Origin of the sequence: Zunongwangia sp. HRR-M8, from assembly GCF_027594405.1 — a bacterium.
Lineage (GTDB): Bacteria > Bacteroidota > Bacteroidia > Flavobacteriales > Flavobacteriaceae > Zunongwangia.
On record NZ_CP115161.1, the window covers coordinates 2,398,386 to 2,419,473 of the forward strand.

Genomic DNA, 21,088 nt, shown 5'->3' on the forward strand with positions numbered 1-21,088 from the left:
AGTCCGCATTGGTAAAGCTGCGTAACTAAAATTTTGTTTTTATGATGCCTTGTATTTAAACAGTTTAATACTCGTCGTCCTCAAACTCATCAGAAGTTAATAGTTCTTCTAAAAAGGCGTTTAAACTTTCTGCTTCTTGATAACCTATTTCTTGATCGGCACCAAAACGTATCACTTGTCCGGGCGTTCCCTTTTCTGTAGGCGCAAAATCTAAGGCTATAAAATTACCGTTGTATAAATCGAAAAACGGAATCCAATACGGCGTGGTGTACATCAACAAAGTTTTGCCTTCATTGGTACTATAGGTATCTAATAGTTCTTCTTGCATCCATTCGTTATAGATACTTTGCCAATCTCTCCATTCCTTGAGAATAGATTCGGCATTTAAAAAACGGGTATCTTCAACTCCATGATGAAGACTTAAAAAATCTTTGAGCAGCTGCGGAAATGCAAAACCGGCTTCCGCTTCAAATTCATTATAAATTTGTTGATTATCGGTTGGAGGAATAATCTTCCATGAATTTTTAGCTACCAGTTTTTCAAAATTTGCTTTTATCGTTTCAAAATCATATTCAGCATTTAACTGAATAAATGGCGATAAGAAATCTGCTTTTTCCTTGGCTAGTTGTTCTGCAATAAAATGATTGGGAATGCTTTGTACAATAAATTCTCCTGTATGCTCAAAAATCTGTTCGTGTTTTTTAGCATTTATTGGGCTGTAACTATAACTGCTTTCAGAAAAATGAAACAACTTAGCATCTGTTTTATCATCATTTTCATCAAGAATAGCATCAAACCACTGGGTGAAAATTTCAGTTTGCTGAATTTCAGCGGTAAATATCTCTTTAGTTTCTAGGTAAGCAATGCCGTAAAAATGAGTATTGGTACTATAATTAGGAGTTATAAATAAGAGCTTCATCACTTTTTTACCTGAAATTTCTGCAAAAGCTTCTAGTAGCGAATCTCTAAAGGTAAAGCTGTTTTCAAAACTTTCTGGATCTGTAAGCTCCGGAAGTGTTTCTATCTGAACAGGTTCAAACTTAAAATCGCTCCATTTTTTCTGATTGATATCTTCTTTATACGCAATTATACTTTTCATCATAACTTCATTTTTGTAAAACGAAATTATGGTAGAATAGCTTAAAATTTATCCCTGAAAAAGGTGATTTTGGAAAATAGGCATTCTAATTAAAGCATGTTTTAGCTTGAAAAAAAGTTTAATTGGTAGATTTTATGAGTTGAATGGTTTGTGAACTAGGACCATAACTAGCATATATTTTTGAAAATGAAATCGGAATTTTTTGAAGTAAATTTTCTACCGAAAAATCAGGTAACTGATCTAAACAGGTAATCATTAAATTTTTGGTAATAGCTAAATTTTGATGATGAATTTGATCACAGCTTAAGGCATAATTAAGTAAATCGGGATCAAGCGTTTTTGTTCGAAATTTCCCCTGAAACTCGTTGGTTACATTGGCTTCATTTTCATTATTAATTAAGGTAACTTCTGGCGTATCGCTCATTGGGCCGTTGCCGTGACGAGTTTGGTAACAGCGCGTTACATAATAAATACTAATCTGAGTATCGTTTAATTCTTTTTCAATAAGCTGAATGGCATTTTTAGAAGTGGTTGCACTCCAAGTCGTATGCGGATAAAACCCGTGTTGGGTATCTAGCAAAATACCCTGACTGCCTTCAAAAATAAAATGCTGAAATGAAGAAGCTAAGTCTGCCAATTTTGCAATTGTATAAAAAGACTGCATTTTAAGACAAGTCTCTACAAAAAAAGCTTCCTCGTATTGCTTTAATTCATTTGTATAATATTCTTGAACGGCTTTAGATTCCTGCGCTATTTTGTTTTGATAATATTTTTGAATACTTTGTAATCGCTGCTCGATTACCCATTTAAATTGTAAATCGTTCGCATAAAAATATACTTCTTCTCGATTGCGAGCAATAGTAGCACCAAAACCTAAACCACAAGAACCATGGCCTTGTTGTTTTTCTAAAGCACGGTTATACGCAATATCATACACAGTGGTTACCATGGCCAACGGATGTAAATACAACTTAGGATGGTAGGCTTTTAAATAGTTTCCTTCCTGTAAAATGGCAGGCGGAAAAAGTGTGGTATGCGCGCTATAATAGGTAGGAACACCTTGCAACGTTCCCGACCCAAAATTACTAAAGGTGTGTTCTAGATTTTCTGTTGCCACCGTATGCCCTACCTGATGCCCACCAGAAAACCGAACTACCAGACTTTCTTCAGGTTGTTGCGATGCCAGAAAATCGGTCGTTAACCCTTTTCCGGCATCGCCAAAACCTAAATCTATTACAATACTACACTTCGGCATTTATAGCATATTTTCTACATCAATATTCGAATTAGAAGAAGTATTGTTTCCTGCAGAAGACGCAGCAGGTTGATGATTTTGAATCACTACTTCAGCAATACGCTTGGCTACTTTTTTATAATCGGGTAATTCTATAAAATTTTCACCTAGCAAGTCTTTCCAATTTCCTTTTCGAATTTCTTTTTTAGACCAATCATTATGCTCTAAATGAATGTGATATACATTGTATTTTTCTTGGGCTTCTTTAATAATAGCTTCTGTACTAATGGTTGAAGCTTCATTGGTACATGTATATTTTCTAATAATTTCTGCCGGAAGCTCTTTAAAGACAGGCTCATCACCAATGGTGAACAAAAATCCTTTTTGCTTTCTTTTTTCCCAACAATCTATAGCGGTATGACGGGCTGCGAATAAATGCGCCAAGTTATACCCTTCTTGATTGTTACCGCCACCGCCGCCTTCTAAATACACACGGGTTAACCAACGGTCTAACAACTCGGCAGAAGACTCAAATTGCCCTACTTGTAATGGAGCGCTGTCGTACACAAAATCTCCCAATCCCATAAATAAAACTTGCGGATGCTCGATCCCGGCTTCCATAAGCGAACCTATAAGATCTGGCAGCGCCTCTTTAACAATCAATTCGGGAACAAATCCCATACTTCCGGTCACATCTAAACCTACGATAATAGAAACCGATTCTGGGTGCTCTTCAGAATCTCTAGATTCTCTTACTAATGCTTTTGTAGGATCCATTTCCGGATCGATGTTTCTTGCCGTAAATATTTCTTCACGAGATTTATTGCTATAACCTTTTGAATCTCTTAAGCGTGAATAGGCTTCGTGACTAAATCTTCCTCCTCCCATAATTATAATTGTTCTATTTTTCCACCAAATAAATACGCGTAACGCTTTTTGGCTAATTCTAATTTAATTTCTAAGTTTCTTATTTTAACTGCCATTTCTAAGTCTTTAGCTACATAATTTTTCGCATCAAAATCTGAAGCTAATACCAAGCTATTGGCATCTGTAGGACTCATATCCAGCATATTTTCTTGTTCGCGTTTTAAGCGTTTTAAAGACAAGGCCAAATCTTCGGTTTCTCGTTTGTACATTAACTGTGCATCTTCTGCAATAGCATTTGCACGGTCATCTCTTATTTTGTCGTTATTGCGCTTTAATGAATCTAGAAAAGCTGCTTGTGGATTATTAGTATCTGCCATAATATTAATTTCTTACAAAGTTAACTCTTCAGTCTCCTTATTATTATCCCTGAATTCGGGGAATTTTAATCTAATTGTAGATTTTCAATATGTACTAAAGAAAACATTAGTACTAAAATTCAAAATCACTGAAAACGGTTACTTTATTTGGTTGAAATGTTTTCAAGTTTGTAATCAAATTATTCTCCAACTGTTTAATAAAATTCACATCGTATGAGATTAGAATTTAGCGAAACCTTTCAGCAAGAATTACCTAGCAAGTATTTAAAATTTCTTAACGACCATCCAAATGGTATTGACATTGAACATAACGAAGATGATGACACCCGATATTGGAATATGATGGGAAAAACAGAGTTATTAAAACGTTGGACAATGAATGGAGTTGGTGAAGCCGCGAATTACGAATGCTTAAAGCTTTATACTCATATCGAAGGAGAGAATTTAGACGAACTTTATATAGATTCAGCTTTTGGTTGTGTTGAATTAAAGCGTGTAGCCAGAGGTTTTGTGATTGGTCACGAAAATGGAGATTACCTGTACTTAGATCCAGAAAGTAATTTTTCGGTATGGATCTATTATCACGATGGTGGTGATATTACTAAAATTTCAGAATCTTTTGATCTGTTTCTGAAAACGATAAATATTTTATAAATTCCTATACCCATTTGTATTATGCTTCATTTAGAATTAAATCCAGATTCGTTTAAAATTAACAATGTTTCTGTTGAATTTCCTATTTCCATAGAGAAATTACAAGGCATTATTGGTAACAATTACAGCACACTTAAAACCAAAAACAATACACTTTTTACGTGGAATGATTTAGGGGTTATTGCTTTCGCTAAAGATGGTAAAAAAATAGAAACACTAAGTCTTGAGTTAGAGCAAGAAGTGTATAAATTTAGTCCGTCCCAAACTTTTTCGGGTACCTTTCTTTTTAACAATGAAGATATTATAGATTATTACCACCAGCACAAAGAAAAACACGTAAAACTTTTTAAAGGCGATACCTCTGGCGCTTTAGTTCTAAATACCATTAGTGCTTGGTTTGATGTACGAGAAGATAAGGTAAAGGCTATAGAACTTAGTACTTACAAGCCTTACGATCGAACAGAAGGTATATCAAAAGATAAATATGCAATTAACAAACCTGATGAAGAACTCATCACATTTACCGATTTTGGGTTTAAACTCTCGGTGATTGAAGAGTTGATATATACTCAAGGTTTATTGACACCTAAATTTGATGTACACGAATTTGCGAAATGGTATACACAAAGAGAAATTGATTTAGATGAAGAAGGCTACGAGCCCATAGCAGAAGTGACACAATACTTTAAAGATTTTCCGGTTCCTAAACGTTTAGCGCCAAAACTTACTGAGATTTACCAAGATGGCGGTAACGATATTTATATGAATTTAATTCCGTTTTCTAGCGGCGAAGAGGACTATTGGGATATCGAAAGTATAGCCGATGCCAAGCACTTTCCCAACTTAAAAAAAGTAACTTTATGTTACGCCAAAGACCACATTGTTGAAGATTTTGAAAAATTAGGTATTGAAGCAGAGTGGCTTTAAAATATTCAATAGAAAAACCTTTAACCATATCAGCTATTTTGACTTAAATTAAAGTTATCAATCTATAATATTAGCATTGTGTCTTTTAAAAAACTGCCTAGATATAGGAGTAAGCATTAAGCCAGCAATTAGGAAAAACAAAAATGCAAATTTCAATCCTATAAGCTCGGCTAGATATCCAATTACGGCAGGTCCTAATAACATGCCTGTTACGTTATAAGTGGTAACTATAGATATCGCCATACCCGGACTATATTTTGGGGATTTACCAGCTAAGCCCATCGTCATAGGCATTACTGCGGCTACTCCTATGCCCACAATACTAAAACCAGCTAGTGCCGGCCAAAAATGTGGAAATATCACTACTGTGCTCACCCCTATTACCACCATACAAGAACTTATAAGATAGGTTTTAGGCATCCCTATTTTTTCGATCACTATATCTGAAAAAAACCTGGAGAGCGCCATAAACACCATAAAAATAAGATATCCTAAAGTAAAAATTTCCTCGCCCACTACATCTCTAAAATAAACACCACTCCAATCGAACATGCCACCTTCACAAATAGAGGCGAAAAAGGCCAAAATCCCTAGGATAAAAATATAAGAATTTGGCTTGCCTAATTTCAATTTACCGCCAGAGGTTGTTCTATCATTTCTAAGAAGAAAGGGAAAACCAGTTACAATTAATATTATAATTAAAATTCCGACGATAGTTAAATGCAGTCCCATTCCTAGACCAAAACGTACCATGAGAGTGGAAAGTGCAACCCCGGTAATGCCTCCGCAGCTCCATGCCGCATGGAATGACCCTATGATTTTACGCAAAAAATGTTTTTGCAAGGTGATGGACTGGGTGTTCATCGAGATATTCATAATCCGCAGGGAAAAAGCGAAGAAAAATATCGAAGCAATTAAAGCATATATACTAGTAGACCAACCAATCGCCACCAGACTTAATGCGATGGAAAAAATCCCGGCAAACAGTGGTTTTCTACTATCAAATTTAGAAACTAACCAACCAGAAATGGGAAGCCCTACAATATTTCCAACAGGGAGTACCAACAACAAGCTGCCAAGCTCGGCTTCACTTAAATCAAAAAATTCTTTAACGGTAGGAATCCGGGATGCCCAGGTAGAAAATGCTAGTCCGCTTATAAAAAAACAAATACTTAATGCGATGCGCTGTTTGTGCTTTACTTCCATTCTTCAATTAAAAAAAGCAAATATCTAAAATTGAAATTAATTTATCCCCATAACGAACTCTTATTGCTTAAAAAAGAATCATTTAAATGCAAAATCTTATAATTTTCTTTTAAAAATTTGAATAAAAAATTTCAACCTGACAAATATCATATTTTATGCCCTGCTTCTACGGTAATTTTGGTGTATAATTTAAATCCTCTTAGTTATGACACTTTACGCAAAATTAAACGAAGAATTTAGTCAGAATTTCATGGGTTATTCAGCCATAGGAATGATTGTTTCAACTTGTTTGGGAGGAATTGCGATTATGACCACTTTACAACATGGTCACGAGCTTTTCCAAATGTTTCTGGTTTTTATTAGTGTTGCTATATGTAGTGCTCACAACGCATCGATATTAACAGTGCAAAAACCATCTACAGTTTTTCATTTATTCACTGCAAGTGTTTTAATAAACATACTATTAATTATAGGAAATAGCATATAATCATGCAGTCTCTGGTAAGTAAATATAACGTAGCCGGTCCAAGGTATACAAGCTATCCAACAGTACCGTATTGGGATGATGTTTCTTTCTCCTTAAAAGAATGGAAAGAATGTTTAAAAAGGAGTTATGTAGAAAGTAAAGAAAATGGAATTAGCCTCTACATACATCTTCCATACTGCGAAAGCATGTGTACCTTTTGTGGCTGCAATAAAAGGATCACCAAAAATCATCTGGTTGAAATTCCTTATATCAAAACACTTCTTATAGAGTGGGACTTATATGTTTCGCTTTTTGAAGAGACCCCTAGAATTTCTGAATTACATTTAGGAGGCGGTACACCTACCTTTTTTTCTTCGGAAAATCTTAAGTTGCTTTTAGAGGGTCTATTTAAAGATCCTGCTGAAAGAGCCAATGCCGAACTGAGTTTTGAAGGACATCCAAATAATACCACAAAAAATCATCTTCAGGTTTTAGCTAATCTTGGTTTTACAAGGGTTAGTTATGGCGTTCAGGATTATAATTTAAGCGTTCAAAAAGCAATTAATCGTGTGCAGCCATTCGAGAATGTTCAAAAGGTAACAACTTTGGCTAGAGAAAATGGTTTTACCTCAGTAGGACACGATATTATCTTCGGTCTACCTTTTCAAACCACAAAAGATATAGAAAACACTATAAATCTTACTAAAAAATTAATGCCAGAGCGCATTGCATTTTATAGCTATGCCCATGTGCCCTGGATTAAAGGAAATGGGCAACGTGGTTTTAAAGATGAAGATTTGCCCTCTCCAGATGAGAAAAAGAAACAGTTTGAGCTGGGGAAAGAAATGCTACTAGAAGCCGGCTATATAGAAATAGGAATGGATCATTTTGCTTTACCAGACGACCAATTGGCTCGTAGTTTAGAGCAGAAGCAAATTCACCGAAATTTTATGGGATATACTACCGAGACTACACAATTAATGATTGGTTTAGGAGTATCTGCCATTGGAGATTCCTGGTACGCATTTGGGCAAAACACCAAAAATATCGAAGAATACAAAAGCCTGGTGGAAGGCGGTATTTTCCCAATCTATCGCGGACATATTTTAAGCCCCGAAGACCTAATTATTAGACGACATATTCTTAACCTAATGTGCAAATTCGAGACAAGTTGGGCAGATAATCATATGTATTTTTCTGAACTCCCTGATGTGATTGTAAAATTAGCAGAAATGCAAGACGACGGGCTATTAAAAATCCTCGATAAAAAAATTGAAATTACTGAAAAAGGAAGAGCGTTTGTTCGTAATGTTTGTATGGCATTCGATTTAAGGTTGCAACGTAAAAAACCAGATGTAAAACTCTTTTCTATGACGATTTAAATTCTGTCTTCTTTTTAATAAGGCTTTCTATTACAACTACATACTGCTCCATAAGATTTCGGGGATTTTCTGAGAAGCAGGTAGACAAGTTGTATGGAAAGCCTTTTCTTTTATTACAGGCAGATGTTACGAAGTCTTTTCACCTTTCATCAAATCATTTACTAAAATATCAAAGTTGAATAACTTATACCTGCATGGGAATGGTTAAAATACATTAATCTATTTTCCTTAAATATTGTTTAGCTTTTATAGCTTAGAAAGCGAGTAGATCTGATGTTTTAACCACCTAATCTAGATTTGTAGTGCCATACGATCTCTCACCTCTATTTTAGGCTATTTTTTATTTAGCGAACTCATATCTTGCTTCTAATTGTTCTTGTTTTGATCTTGCTGAAGCAACACTTCATCATATCAATATAAAAATAACTCTTGAAGCTTTTCAAGAAGCAAATGCAAGCTTAGTATAATTCCCGTTTTGGTCTTTTTGAGTTCTTCTTTATGTTCCTCATTTCTTCAATAAACAGTAAAACCTCAGTAAGTAGTTGGTAGTTATCTATTTTGAAGTAAAACGAAAAAAGTTATTGCATCGGGAAGTCGTTTTTAGTTAGCAGTATGTAAATTCAGTAGTTCTAGACACGAATCTAATTTCATTTTTACCACCTCTAAATCACTCGAAATGAAACATCACTTCAAATGGTTTCACTTTTCGATCATTTAATCTCTAAAAGACGAAGCGCTTTAAATTCTAATTTATTGTTTTTCGAAAGAGATTTGCACAGGCTCATGACATTCAATTTTAGCGTCTACCTTATCTTCAGCCATTGCTGGAGAGAGGTAAGGAATGTTTAGACCTGAACCACGAAGAATAAATAAAAAGCCTGTTAAAACAACGAATATGGGTATAAGCTTTCTTATTTTTTCGCGGGTTTTTACTCCGCTAGAAAGCCTACTAGATAAGACCACAGCCGCGGTCATTAATGGAATAGTGCCAAGACCGAAAAAAACCATGTATAAAGCTCCAAACCCGGCATTAGCTTCAGCAATTGCACCCAGCATCGCCATGTAAACGAGTCCGCATGGTAAAAATCCGTTCAGCATACCTATAGAAAGAAAAGTATCTGGTGATTTCTTTTTTAAACCAGCGCCAATTTTTGATTTTAACCGACTTATAATGCTAAAAAAAGGAGTTCCTATTTTATCGAATTTAAATTTTCCGAAGGAAATAATTGCTGTCAAAATCATCAAAACTCCAATTCCTATAGATAGTTTTTGTTGAGCAGCAAAAAGATTTAATCCTTTTCCTAGAAGCCCGAATAGAAGGCCTATAACTCCATAGGATAATAATCTTCCAAAATGATAAAGGAATAACTGAAGGAACATTAGCGGTTTTTTATCCCGACTTAATGGCAATAGAAATGCTATGGGACCGCACATCCCAATGCAATGAAAACTACCTAAAAGTCCGAATAAAAAAGCGCTAAAAAACATCTAATATGTAATTGATTTTTTAAATAAAATCTCTTTTCCTTGATATTTCATTTCTACGGAAATATCCCAACGACCATCCACTAATTGATTATCGGGAATTAGAATTTTACCCTCTTCTAATTTTAATGGAATGGTAAAATCAAGTTTTTTATTAGAAGGACGATATAGAGATATATTTCCTTCGATTTCTTCTGTAGTTTCAGGAAAATAAAGCATATATCCCTCAGTTGTTTTCTTTCCTGTAATCTCTTCAGAAAATAAATTTAGATTCTTTTCAGCATCAATTTCTTGCTGAAAGTGTAATTCTTTTCCGTAGTAATCTTCTACCACGAGATCATAGTCATATTTTGTGTCGGTACTCATTTTAATCACAAAGAATAGAATAAAGCTCACAAAGCAGCACATTCCTATTACGAGTCCTGTTCCCCAGTTAAATTTCATAATATTATTTTTTTATCTGTAACTACGTGGGCCAAGAAAATTGGTTGTTGTAGTTTCTATTAATTCATTATTACTATAAACGCCAATCTTAAGTTTTTCCTTTTCTCCTTCTAAGGAAGCCGCGGGAATTTCAATAAAAAGCGTTCCTTCGGCATAGCCTCTTTTTGGGACGGTTAGACTTTCACTTTTAACCAAACGCACTTCACCCTTATGTGAAATTAGTTTTAGCTGAACGTCATTAATATCTTCTGAAGTTTTATTGACCAGCTTAAATGTAAATACATTACTAATTCTATTATTTTCCTGATGCTCGTAAAGCTGCCCAGGCAATCTAAGCACTCTGGCCTCTAAATCATTTCTTAAAAAAAGCATGCCGGTTAACACCCCAATTAAAATCACCAATACTGCGGTATAGCCTTTTAATCGAGCAGTGAATTGAAATTTGGCTTTTTTCTCTATATTTTCTTCGCTGGCATAGCGAATTAAGTCTTTAGGTAAATTTACCGCCTCCATCATCGCGTTACAGGCATCGATACAAGCAGTACAGTTTACACATTCTAATTGTGTACCATTACGAATATCTATCCCGGTAGGACAAACATGTACACATTGCATACAATCAATACAATCTCCTTTACCAGATGCGGCGCGGTCTTCTTTCTTTTTAAATTTTGCTCTTCCTTTTTCTTTTTCACCACGTTTATGATCGTATGCTACAATAATCGATTTATTATCAAGCAATGTTCCCTGAAGCCGACCATAAGGACAAACAATCACACATACTTGTTCTCTAAACCAGGCGAAAATAAAATAGAAAACTCCTGTAAAAATAAGAAGGGATATAAACGTATTTAAGTTTTCTACAGGTCCCTCTGTTATATATTCTAATAAGACATCACTACCAATAAAATAGGCAAGAAAAATATTAGCTATTAAAAATGAAATAATAAAAAATATAATCCATTTTAATCCTTTTTTTCTAATTTTTTCAGCATTCCATGGTTGTTTGGCAAGCCGCATTTGCTTACCACGATCGCCTTCTATCCAGTATTCGATACGTCTAAACACCATTTCCATAAAAATGGTTTGGGGACAAATCCAGCCGCAAAATATCCTTCCGAAGGCCACAGTAAATAGAATCACAAAGACCACCCCTATAATCATCATGATCACCACTAAGTAGAAGTCCTGTGGCCAAAAAGGATATCCAAAGAAGTTGAAACGACGTTCCAACACATTGAAGAGTAAGAATTGATTACCGTTAATTTTGATAAACGGAGCTGAAAAAAGAAATATCAATAAGACATAACTTACCAGCTTTCTATATTTATATAATTTACCAGATGGCTTTTTGGGAAAAATCCATTCCCGCTTGCCTTCTTGGTTTACGGTACCTAGTGAATCTCTAAAATTGTTTTCGGGGGAATTACTCATAACGGTTACTTACTTAAGTAAGATTTTATTAGCGCCAGCGATTAGACACTGGCGCTATAATTAATTATTCTTCTTCATCCATACCTGTCACTCCATCTTCCATAATAATTTCTACTGAAGTGGAATCGGGTTTGGTCACTTCAACTTCGTCTACAGGTGCATTTTCATCTACCCATAAATCTCCCTGAGGTTCTTTGGGATCGGCTGGTGTACTACCATGAAGGCTAAGGACGTAACTAGCTACCTGAGCAATTTCGCTCGGTTTTAAGTCGGTTTTCCAGGCAACCATTCCTTTACCGGGACGCCCCCCTTCAGAAATTGTATTAAAAACATTTTTGATACCACCGCCTAAAATCCAATAATCATCGGTTAGATTAGGGCCTATACCTCCACCGGCATCTTCTTTGTGACAGGCTACACAGTTTCCTGCAAAAATGGATGCTCCGGCTTTAATGTCTTCTTCACCGGTTAGCAGCTCTACTGTATTTACATCGATAAGATCTTTAGCTGTTTTTTTATATTCTTCGATGGCTTTTTTAGCTGAAGCAACTTCAGCAATATATTCCTCTCGTTGATCGGGCGCATCTAAAACATGATATCTTACTAGGTAAACTGCTGCGAATACAATGGATGCATAAAATCCATATAACCACCATGGCGGAAGATTGTTATCCAATTCTTGTATACCATCATAATTATGATCCAGAATAATTTCTTCTTCCTCTTCTACCGGTTTACTATCATTCATTTTCTTCCAGAACGTCTTAAGACTAGCAAATCGGTTTTTTCTTCTTAACGATTGCTGGTGCAAGTAGCGCTCTTGGGCCTCAGGAGTTAAACTTCTAAATAATACAGATGTAATACTGGCAAGAATAACTTCCATAGCAATACCAAATACCAGTAAAATCCCAAGTACTGCCCAGATTACTGGATATTCTATAAATGCCCATTCCTCTGAAGATTCTACAGTAAGCTGCAGAAATATAAAAGCGAGAATGGTAATTGCTATAACTCTTAAATATGATGCGGTATTTCTCATAATAGCTCATTATTATCTTCCTCTAAAGGAATGTTACTAACCTGGTTAATATGTTCTTTCTTTGCAGTAATTACCCAGGCAAAAAGACCTACAAAAAAGATGAAGAAGATCAGTAGCGATATCATGGGGTAAAGTGCTACCCCATCGATACTTTCAAGATTTCCTTTTACAAATTTTAGCATGATTTAAATTTTAATAGTGTACCTGCTATACGTTATTATTCTACTTTAAATTGGACTAGTGCATACCGGCTTCTAATCCACCTTCAGACTGACCTATAATTTCTGCTTCCTGTTCTTTATCTACATTCTTTACTTTAATGTCTGTTCCCAGACGCTGTAGATATGCAATTAAAGCCACAATTTCTCTGTTACGCATTTCCACGAAATCTTCATTATTTTCTTTTGCATAGGCTTTATCTGCTTCGTAGGTTTTCGCAAAATCGGGATCACTATATAGATTTTCTTCTATCGTTTTACCCTGTTCGCTCATCCATTGTTGCGCTCTTTCAATTTCCTCTGGTGTATAAGGAACTCCCAAACTTACCATTGCTTCCATTTTATCTTCAGTAGAAGATTTATCCAATTCTCTATCGAGTAACCACTTGTAAGACGGCATAATTGAGCCTGAAGAGGTACTTTGTGGATCATAAAGGTGATTTAAATGCCAGTTATCAGAATATTTTCCTCCTACTCTAAATAGATCGGGACCAGTTCTTTTACTACCCCATAAGAAAGGATGATCGTAAACATATTCTCCAGATTTAGAATATTCACCGTAACGTTCTACCTCACTACGGAAAGGACGAATCATTTGCGAATGGCAACCTACACAACCTTCTCTTATATAAATATCCCTACCTTCTAATTCTAAAGGTGTATATGGCTTTACACTAGAGATTACCGGTACATATTCATCTACCATTAGAGATGGAATAATCTGTACCATTCCACCAATTAAAATTGCGATCGTAGCAAAAATGGTAAGTCTAACCGGCCTTCTTTCTAACCAGGTATGATATCCTTCTTTTGAAGTTCTTTTATTTGTGATTTTTGTTAAAGGTGCAGCCTCTACAAGCTCGTCTGTTACTTTACTACCCTGTTTTGCGGTTTTAGCAATATTGTACAAAGCAATAAATGCACCGGCAATATACAAGCTACCTCCAATCGCACGCATCCAATACATCGGGATAATCTCTGTAAGGGTTTCTAAGAAGTTACCGTAAGTTAAAGTTCCATCAGGATTAAACTGTTTCCACATAGAAGCCTGAACAAAACCTGCAACATACATAGGTAATGCGTACATGATGATACCTAATGTGCCTACCCAAAAGTGAACATTGGCTAGTTTGGTAGACCAAAGTTTTGTTTTAAACAAACGAGGCACCAACCAGTAAATCATTCCAAAAGTTAGAAAGCCATTCCATGCCAAAGCTCCAACGTGAACGTGCGCAATAACCCAATCACTAAAATGTGCAATAGCATTAACATTTTTTAGAGACAACATAGGACCTTCGAAAGTTGCCATACCATAACCGGTAATAGCCACTACCATAAATTTTAAAACAGGATCTGTTCTTACCTTATCCCAGGCACCACGAAGGGTTAATAATCCATTAATCATCCCTCCCCAAGATGGAGCTAGTAACATAATTGAAAACGCTACACCAAGATTTTGTGCCCAATCTGGCAAAGCTGAATATAGCAAATGGTGTGGGCCTGCCCAGATATAAATAAAGATCAAAGACCAAAAGTGTACGATAGACAATCGATAAGAGTAGACCGGTCTATTCGCTGCTTTAGGAACAAAATAGTACATTAAGCCTAAAAACGGTGTGGTTAAGAAAAATGCCACCGCATTATGCCCGTACCACCATTGCACTAAGGCATCCTGAACACCTGCGTATACTGAATAACTTTTTAAAGCACTTACCGGGATCTCTACACTATTTACAATATGTAATACTGCTACCGTTACAAAAGTGGCCAGGTAAAACCAAATGGCTACATAAAGATGACGTTGTCTACGTTTAAGAATCGTACCAATTAAATTAGCTCCAAAAGCAACCCATACAAGTGCAATTGCAATATCGATAGGCCATTCAAGCTCGGCATATTCTTTAGAAGTTGTATATCCTAAAGGTAAAGTAATGGCTGCTGCTACGATAATAGCCTGCCAGCCCCAAAAATTAAAATTACTAAGTGCGTCGCTCCACATTCTAGCTTTAAGCAAGCGCTGACTAGAGTAATATACTCCGGCAAATATAGCATTACCCACAAATGCAAATATCACCGCATTAGTATGTAAAGGCCTTAAACGGCCAAAGCTTAGCCAAGAAATACCATCGGTAAGATTAGGAAATAAAAACATAAAGGCCAGTAAGAGCCCCACAGTCATTCCTATTATACCCCAAAAAATGGTCGCATTAATAAATTTCCTTACGACCTTGTTATCGTAATAAAACTGCTCTTTTTCCATAAGATTATAAAAGATTATTTATCGGTGATTTTAGAAGTTTCTTTTTTTTCTACAACCTCATCTTCAAAAAGCATTCTTACAGATGGTGTATACGTATCATCGTATTGCCCGTTTTTAACTGAAATAATAAAGGCAATAAAAAATACGATGGCTACCACTACGCTAATACTTAGCAAAACATAGATGATGTTCATGAATCTTAATTTTTTGTAAAATTATCGCTAGTATAGCTTGGATAAAATGACATTTATCAGGTTTTAGTTGAAATTGGATTTTGGATCTATTTATTCCTGTTTTTTTAGAATATTCTTTGCTGAAATCTGCGTTGCGATCGTCGTAAAAGCCACAATGCTAATAGAACTTAGCGGCATTAAGATCGCAGCCACAATCGGTGAAAGATGACCGGTAATAGCAAAACCAAGACCTATAAGATTATAAAAAAGAGAAAATAGAAAACTCATTTTTATAATTCTATGACCACTTTTTGAAAGACTAAAAAACTGACTAATTTTCCCAAATACCGAAGCATCTAAAATTGCATCACAGGCTGGAGAAAAGACGTTGATATTTTCTGAAATTACAATACCAACATCACTTTGTTTTAAAGCTCCGGCGTCATTTAAACCATCTCCGATCATCATTACAGATTTTCCTTCTTGCTGAAGTTTTTTTATAAACTGTAATTTATCCTGAGGCTTTTGATTAAAACTCATTTTGGTGCTTAGCGGTAATAATTTTTCAAGCGTTTTACGCTCGCCATCATTATCCCCAGACAAAACAAATAGGTCTTTATCTTTACCCAGTTCTAGAAATAGCTCTTTAATTTCTTTACGATATTCATTTTTCAAAATATATCGCCCTTTGTATAAATTATTGGCGCTAATATGTACGGTAGTTTGATTAAGCTGTTCTGATGATGCTTCAGTATTTTCAGCAACATATTTAAAGGCACCAACTTTTATCGAATTTTGGTTGGAGGTCGCTTCCATTCCCTTCCCAACTTCTTCAGTAAAATGATCTAAAGTTTTTATATCATGCTGCTCCAAAATATCGTAAAGTGAACGACTAAGCGGATGGTTGGAAGCTCGAAGTGTACTATTCAGTAAAGATTTTTCTTCTTCAGAAAGCGAAATGCCTTCGTACGTCACTAAATTCTTTTTTGTTGAAGTAAGCGTACCTGTTTTATCGAATACAACGGCATCGATATGCGCCATTTTTTCAATAATATTGGCTTCTTTTAAATAGAATTTATGCTGCCCAAATATGCGAAGTAAATTCCCCAAAGTAAAAGGCGCTGCAAGCGCTAACGCACAAGGGCAGGCTATTATTAAAACGGCAGTGAATACCTGCGCCACCATCGAAGGATTAATAAAATACCACACTAGCGCAGCTATTATCGAAATACTTAAGATTGCTTTGGTAAAATAACCACTAATTCTATTGGTTAAATCCTGAAAAGTAGATTTAAAATCTTTATCAAAAACCTCGTTATTCCATAACTGCGTAAGGTAAGATTGCTCTACCGCTTTAATGACTTCTACCTGTACCAAACCGGCCGTTTGTTTTCCGCCGGCATAAATTTTTTCTCCTTTTTTGATAGTTACAGGAATAGCTTCACCTGTTACAAAGCTATAATCGATAAGCGCTTCGCCTTCTACCAAACGAGCATCAACAGGAATTAATTCATTATTCCGAATTAGAATCTCATCCCCTTTCCGAAGTTTATAAACTTCTACCTGCTCTTCATTTTGATTTTCGGTATTAGGATGATTAATTCTTGTGACTCCTATAGGAAAATAGGATTTATAATCTCGCTCGAAAGAAAGATAAGAATAGGTTTTTTGCTGAAAAAATCTTCCCAACAAAAGAAAGAAAACTAACCCAGTAAGACTATCAAAAAAACCAGTACCCAGATCGAAGAAAACTTCAAACGCACTTCTTATAAACAATACCGTTATTCCTAATGCTATTGGTACATCTATATTTAAAATGCCAGACTTTAACCCCTTAAAAGCAGTTACGAAATATCCGCTAGCAGAATAAAAAACTACGGGCAGACTAAAACCAAACATCAACCAGCGAAACACGTATTTAAATTGATCGAGCCAAAATTCTTTTACCTCAAAATACTCTGGGAAAGATAAAAACATCACATTTCCAAAAGCGAAACCTGCAATACCAAGTTTGTAAATTAAACTTCTATCGATTTTGCGCTCACTCTTATCTCCATCTGAAAGCGAAATATAAGGTTCGTAACCAAGTTTGCATAAAAGTTCTACAAGTTGATAAAGGTTAATTGTTTCTGAAGAAAAATGAATTCTTACCGTTTTTTCAGGAAAATTAACCTGTGCATTTTTAACTCCTGAATGTAATTTTGAAAGATTTTCTAAAACCCAAATACAGGAGCTACAGTGAATTTCTGGAATTAAAAGATTGATGATGCAAACTTGCTCGCTTTTAAACTCCAGCAGTTTTTCGGTAATTTCTTCATTTTTAAGAAAATCGAATTTACCAGATTGCGTTTTAGGAGAAATTCCCGGGCGATCATCCAATTGGTAATAATAATCCAGATCGTTACTACTTAATATCTCGTAGACGGTTTTACAACCGTTGCAGCAAAAATCCTTATTATCAAAAACAAGAGCGTCACTTTTACAAGCTTCACCACAGTGGTAACATGATTTCATAATTTTGCAAAACTTAATCGTAATGCAAAGATTGCTTACTAATAGAAATTAAAATATGATAAATGTCAGTTGGTATAAATCATTATCTTTGTTGTATTAAAATTTTTTCAACCAAAACTGATAGCTTTCTTATGAAAACCCCGGAAAAAACTAGATGTGAAAATTGTATTGTTAGACAGTTTAACTCTTTAAAAGCATTCAGTAAAGAAGAATTAAAAACGATCTCTGACAATAAAGTTTCTCGAGAATTTAAAAAAGGAGATCAGATTTTTAAAGAAGGTGAAATGTTAAGTGGTGTTTTTTGTGTTAGAGATGGTGCATCTAAATTATCTAAGCTTAGTGAAAACGGTAAACACCAAATCGTCAAAATCGCCAAAAAAGGTGAAATTTTGGGACAGCGCTCTGTAGTTTCAGACGAGCAAACCAATCTAAGCGCTACCGCATTGAATGATACGTCTATGTGCTACATCCCAAAACAGCTTATTATCGATAAAATAAATGAAAACCCCGAGTTCACCAGAAACCTATTAAAGGTTATGGCTTCAGACCTTCGGGAATCAGATAATTTTATCGTTAATATGTCTCAGCACAATGTAAAGCAGCGAATAGCTGAAGCTTTACTATATCTTGAAGCTAATTTTGGAACTGATGATGAAGGCTTTTTAGCGGTAAACCTTACCAGAGAGGATCTCGCAAATGTAGTAGGTACAGCGACCGAGAGTTGCATTCGTCAAGTGGCTGAACTGAAAAAAGATAATTACATTTCTACCAAAGGGAAAAAAACCAAAATTGAAAATAAAAAAGGATTTGAAGATATGATTAGCGGATTTTAATCCTGCTTTTTGCTGGAATTGGAAAGTCCGGCTCTAGTCATTTCGCCCCAACTTTTTTTGCCAATAATCAAATCCCAATTTCCGCGAACGGCAGCCCACATTACAAAAGGATGATAGATTAATGGTTCTAAAAAGGCAGTGCCAATTAGTTTAAATATGTATTTTGGCTTTTTGTATTGCTGAAAACTATATTCTTCAAAAAACAAAGCAGTTACCGAGAATAATACTGCAAAAGCGTAAACGACACCAAGAAAAGTCAAGAAAAAGTTCCAGCTAATTAATCCAAACCACAGTAGCAGTATAAAGAAAATAGTTCCTGTAAATTCGATTAACGGTGCCATCCATTCAAAAAATAACCAAAAAGGTGTTGATAATAATCCCAGAACACCATATTTAGGATTAAAAATCATCTTTTTGTGAATCATCAGTGTTTCAGCAGTGCCACGCGTCCAACGATTACGCTGTCGTTTTAATATTTCCCAACTTTGCGGAACCTCTGTCCAACATAAAGGATCTGGAACAAAACCAACTTTGTATGGTATTTTCTTTTCTCGCATCATTCGCCGCATCCTAACCAAAAGCTCCATATCTTCGCCTACCGTATTGTGATTGTAACCACCAGCTTCTATCGCTAATTGTTTATCGAACATACCAAAAGCACCAGAAATTAACAGCAAACCATCAACACGAGACCAGGCCATACGCCCCATTAAAAATGCTCTAAAATATTCTATAACCTGAACTCTGGCAACAAACTTACTTGGCAAGCGTACATCGATAATTCTACCATCCTCAATCACGCAATCGTTAGCCACTCTAATTACTCCTCCCGATGCTATAACCTTTTTACTATTGTTTAGAAACGGCTTTACCAGTTTAAGCATCGCATCATGTTCTAAAATACAGTCTACATCGATACAGCAGATTATATCGTAAGAACAAACATTGATACCCGTATTTAAGGCATCTGCTTTGCCCCCATTCTCTTTATCGATGACCAATAAATTTTTAAATGCTGTATTTTTAGATTTGTATACACCTCTTATCGTCTTACTTTTGATGAAATAGTGAAAAAAATAGTCTTGTTTTTCAAGATCGTATTCATCTTTTAAACGTTGTAGCGTGTCGTCTTTGCTTCCGTCGTTAATAATTACAATTTCGAAACTCGGATAATTAATTGTTAAAAGAGACCTTACGTTTTCTACGATATTAAGTCCTTCGTTATAAGCAGGTGCTAAAATGGATACCGAAGGCAATTCTGAAGCCTGAAGCAAAGAAATTTCATCGTCGTAATTATTAGACCTTTTATAGTCCCTAATTTCGATAATAGAAAATACAGCGGAAAATAGATAACCCAGACTTATAAGAATACCATAGACCAAAAAAAGCCAGCTGGCGATGTCCGCAATGTCATCGAAGGTAATAATCATTATAGCAATCTAGCTTTTTCTTCTTCGTATTGATTGTAGATTTTGTGTTTTTCTTCAGGTAAAAAATATTCAGACAGCTTGTAATATATTATTTTAAGTTCCCATTCAGAATCTTTAATCTTAGCTGCAACCTGAAGAAGATTATCATAATCTCCTAATCGCTTTATGGCCTCTAAGATAGTCTTTTTTACAGAATGGGATTCATTTTCAAATTTTGCGACCAAGAGCTCAACCACTTCTACATATTCCAAAACATAATAACATTTTATTGTTTCTTTTCTAACACTTTCTGCACTGTGATCTAATAATGGTAAAAGCGCTGGAATATTTTCAAATTGGTTAAATTTAGCAATCATCCTAACTGAAAATTCTACAACACTATCAAGGTCTGATTTTAACCACTTAGAAAAATCAGGAATAACTCCTTGATACTCATTTCGTAGAGCATCTTCAATATAAATTTCCTCCCAAATCGTTAAAGGTTTAGTAAGATGATCTAAAAATAATAATGGTTGGTTTTTTGCAAGCTTCACAAAATATAACTGCGATTGCTGTCTTACCTCGTCTCTTTTGTGATTTAATAATGGTTTTATAGTTTGAAGGTCTACAGCAATAAGCATTTCTGAAAGACTAAAAATAGCTCTAGATTTTGTGTACCATGCACCACGGGATAACTGTTTGATGCAAAATTTGTCCAGCTTCCATCTTAAAAAGAGTTTGCGAAGTTGCTCTGCCGATTCTCCTTTTATATTGCTATGAAAAAGAAGAATTTCTTTGATAGCCATTTTTATTTCTAATGACGATCTTAGATACTTTTGCTCAAAATGGTTCAACTCTATTCTTTCTTCAAATTCTTCGTCAAATAAATAAGAGTTTAGAATATCCTGAAGTAATAATTGCTGTGTTTGCTTTTTTTTAGTCCTAACATTTTTATACAGCCGCAAGAATAAAATGAAAGCGACGAAAAGAAGTGAAAAAAACAAAAAAACAAAAGTCATCAAAATATTGACCTTTATTACAAAAGGAATACCCTCGGGAAAATACCG

20 protein-coding genes are annotated in these 21,088 nt (G+C 35.2%); 5 read left to right on the forward strand and 15 right to left on the reverse strand.

The annotated features are described in order from the left end of the window. Positions 1–64 precede the first annotated feature (64 nt). The 4 genes from PBT89_RS10360 to PBT89_RS10375 form a co-directional block, all read right to left on the reverse strand. Complete coding sequence (locus tag PBT89_RS10360; protein ID WP_270061839.1) at positions 65–1,102, reverse strand: SMI1/KNR4 family protein; 1,038 nt, start codon at positions 1,100–1,102, stop codon at positions 65–67. Positions 1,103–1,217: 115 nt separating this feature from the next. Then, on the reverse strand, positions 1,218–2,354 hold the full coding sequence (locus PBT89_RS10365; RefSeq protein ID WP_270061840.1) for an adenylosuccinate synthetase: 1,137 nt from the start codon (positions 2,352–2,354) through the stop codon (positions 1,218–1,220). After that, on the reverse strand, positions 2,355–3,221 hold the full coding sequence (locus PBT89_RS10370; protein ID WP_270061841.1) for a hypothetical protein: 867 nt from the start codon (positions 3,219–3,221) through the stop codon (positions 2,355–2,357). It abuts the gene before it with no gap. A 2-nt stretch (positions 3,222–3,223) separates the two neighbouring features. Further along, on the reverse strand, positions 3,224–3,577 hold the full coding sequence (locus PBT89_RS10375; RefSeq protein WP_270061842.1) for a hypothetical protein: 354 nt from the start codon (positions 3,575–3,577) through the stop codon (positions 3,224–3,226). 213 nt (positions 3,578–3,790) lie between these two features. Here PBT89_RS10375 and PBT89_RS10380 point away from each other — a divergent pair, with 213 nt between their 5' ends. Together PBT89_RS10380 and PBT89_RS10385 are read left to right on the forward strand one after the other, a co-directional pair. After that, entirely contained in the window at positions 3,791–4,231 is a 441-nt protein-coding gene (locus PBT89_RS10380) for an SMI1/KNR4 family protein (RefSeq protein ID WP_270061843.1), read from the forward strand. Between the two features lie 21 nt (positions 4,232–4,252). Beyond that, on the forward strand, positions 4,253–5,158 hold the full coding sequence (locus tag PBT89_RS10385) for a DUF6892 domain-containing protein (RefSeq protein ID WP_270061844.1): 906 nt from the start codon (positions 4,253–4,255) through the stop codon (positions 5,156–5,158). 57 nt (positions 5,159–5,215) lie between these two features. Here the strand turns inward: PBT89_RS10385 and PBT89_RS10390 are convergent, their stop codons facing one another. Continuing rightward, the gene (locus PBT89_RS10390) at positions 5,216–6,364 is read right to left on the reverse strand and encodes an MFS transporter (protein ID WP_270061845.1); all 1,149 of its coding nucleotides are present in this window, start codon (positions 6,362–6,364) and stop codon (positions 5,216–5,218) included. A gap of 205 nt (positions 6,365–6,569) precedes the next feature. Here PBT89_RS10390 and PBT89_RS10395 point away from each other — a divergent pair, with 205 nt between their 5' ends. Both PBT89_RS10395 and hemN read left to right on the forward strand, forming a co-directional pair. Further along, positions 6,570–6,851: a hypothetical protein gene (locus tag PBT89_RS10395; RefSeq protein WP_270061044.1), complete on the forward strand. Its 282-nt coding sequence runs from the start codon at positions 6,570–6,572 to the stop codon at positions 6,849–6,851. Between the two features lie 2 nt (positions 6,852–6,853). Further along, a complete protein-coding gene (hemN, locus tag PBT89_RS10400; protein ID WP_270061846.1) occupies positions 6,854–8,212 on the forward strand; it encodes an oxygen-independent coproporphyrinogen III oxidase in 1,359 nt (452 codons plus the stop codon). Positions 8,213–8,962: 750 nt separating this feature from the next. Here the strand turns inward: hemN and PBT89_RS10405 are convergent. The 8 genes from PBT89_RS10405 to PBT89_RS10440 all read right to left on the reverse strand — a co-directional run bounded on the left by PBT89_RS10405 (position 8,963) and on the right by PBT89_RS10440 (position 17,779). Next, positions 8,963–9,700, reverse strand: a complete 738-nt coding sequence (locus tag PBT89_RS10405) for a sulfite exporter TauE/SafE family protein (protein WP_270061847.1) — start codon at positions 9,698–9,700, stop codon at positions 8,963–8,965. Continuing rightward, positions 9,701–10,141 carry a FixH family protein gene (locus tag PBT89_RS10410; protein WP_270061848.1) on the reverse strand — a complete coding sequence of 147 codons (441 nt, stop codon included), beginning with the start codon at positions 10,139–10,141 and terminating at the stop codon, positions 9,701–9,703. It abuts the gene before it with no gap. A gap of 12 nt (positions 10,142–10,153) precedes the next feature. Continuing rightward, entirely contained in the window at positions 10,154–11,575 is a 1,422-nt protein-coding gene (ccoG, locus tag PBT89_RS10415) for a cytochrome c oxidase accessory protein CcoG (RefSeq protein ID WP_270061849.1), read from the reverse strand. 64 nt (positions 11,576–11,639) lie between these two features. Next, a complete protein-coding gene (locus tag PBT89_RS10420) occupies positions 11,640–12,614 on the reverse strand; it encodes a cbb3-type cytochrome c oxidase N-terminal domain-containing protein (protein ID WP_270061850.1) in 975 nt (324 codons plus the stop codon). Further along, the gene (locus PBT89_RS10425) at positions 12,611–12,796 is read right to left on the reverse strand and encodes a CcoQ/FixQ family Cbb3-type cytochrome c oxidase assembly chaperone (protein WP_270061038.1); all 186 of its coding nucleotides are present in this window, start codon (positions 12,794–12,796) and stop codon (positions 12,611–12,613) included. Before PBT89_RS10425 ends, PBT89_RS10420 begins: the two co-directional genes overlap by 4 nt. Before the next feature lie 55 nt (positions 12,797–12,851). Next, positions 12,852–15,092: a cytochrome-c oxidase, cbb3-type subunit I gene (ccoN, locus tag PBT89_RS10430; RefSeq protein ID WP_270061851.1), complete on the reverse strand. Its 2,241-nt coding sequence runs from the start codon at positions 15,090–15,092 to the stop codon at positions 12,852–12,854. Positions 15,093–15,106: 14 nt separating this feature from the next. After that, a complete protein-coding gene (ccoS, locus tag PBT89_RS10435) occupies positions 15,107–15,286 on the reverse strand; it encodes a cbb3-type cytochrome oxidase assembly protein CcoS (RefSeq protein ID WP_270061036.1) in 180 nt (59 codons plus the stop codon). 90 nt (positions 15,287–15,376) lie between these two features. Continuing rightward, positions 15,377–17,779 (reverse strand): heavy metal translocating P-type ATPase, encoded by a 2,403-nt coding sequence (locus PBT89_RS10440; protein ID WP_270061852.1) that lies wholly within the window; start codon positions 17,777–17,779, stop codon positions 15,377–15,379. Between the two features lie 131 nt (positions 17,780–17,910). Between PBT89_RS10440 and PBT89_RS10445 the strand changes: the two genes are divergently transcribed. Next, positions 17,911–18,612, forward strand: a complete 702-nt coding sequence (locus PBT89_RS10445) for a Crp/Fnr family transcriptional regulator (RefSeq protein ID WP_270061853.1) — start codon at positions 17,911–17,913, stop codon at positions 18,610–18,612. On the opposite strand, the gene PBT89_RS10450 is transcribed toward PBT89_RS10445, so the two are convergent. Next, positions 18,609–20,042 carry a glycosyltransferase family 2 protein gene (locus PBT89_RS10450; protein WP_270061854.1) on the reverse strand — a complete coding sequence of 478 codons (1,434 nt, stop codon included), beginning with the start codon at positions 20,040–20,042 and terminating at the stop codon, positions 18,609–18,611. The two genes, PBT89_RS10445 and PBT89_RS10450, sit on opposite strands and share 4 nt — an antisense overlap. Next, the gene (locus PBT89_RS10455; protein WP_270061855.1) at positions 20,042–20,986 is read right to left on the reverse strand and encodes a HEAT repeat domain-containing protein; all 945 of its coding nucleotides are present in this window, start codon (positions 20,984–20,986) and stop codon (positions 20,042–20,044) included. Before PBT89_RS10455 ends, PBT89_RS10450 begins: the two co-directional genes overlap by 1 nt. Between the last annotated feature and the right edge of the window lie 102 nt (positions 20,987–21,088).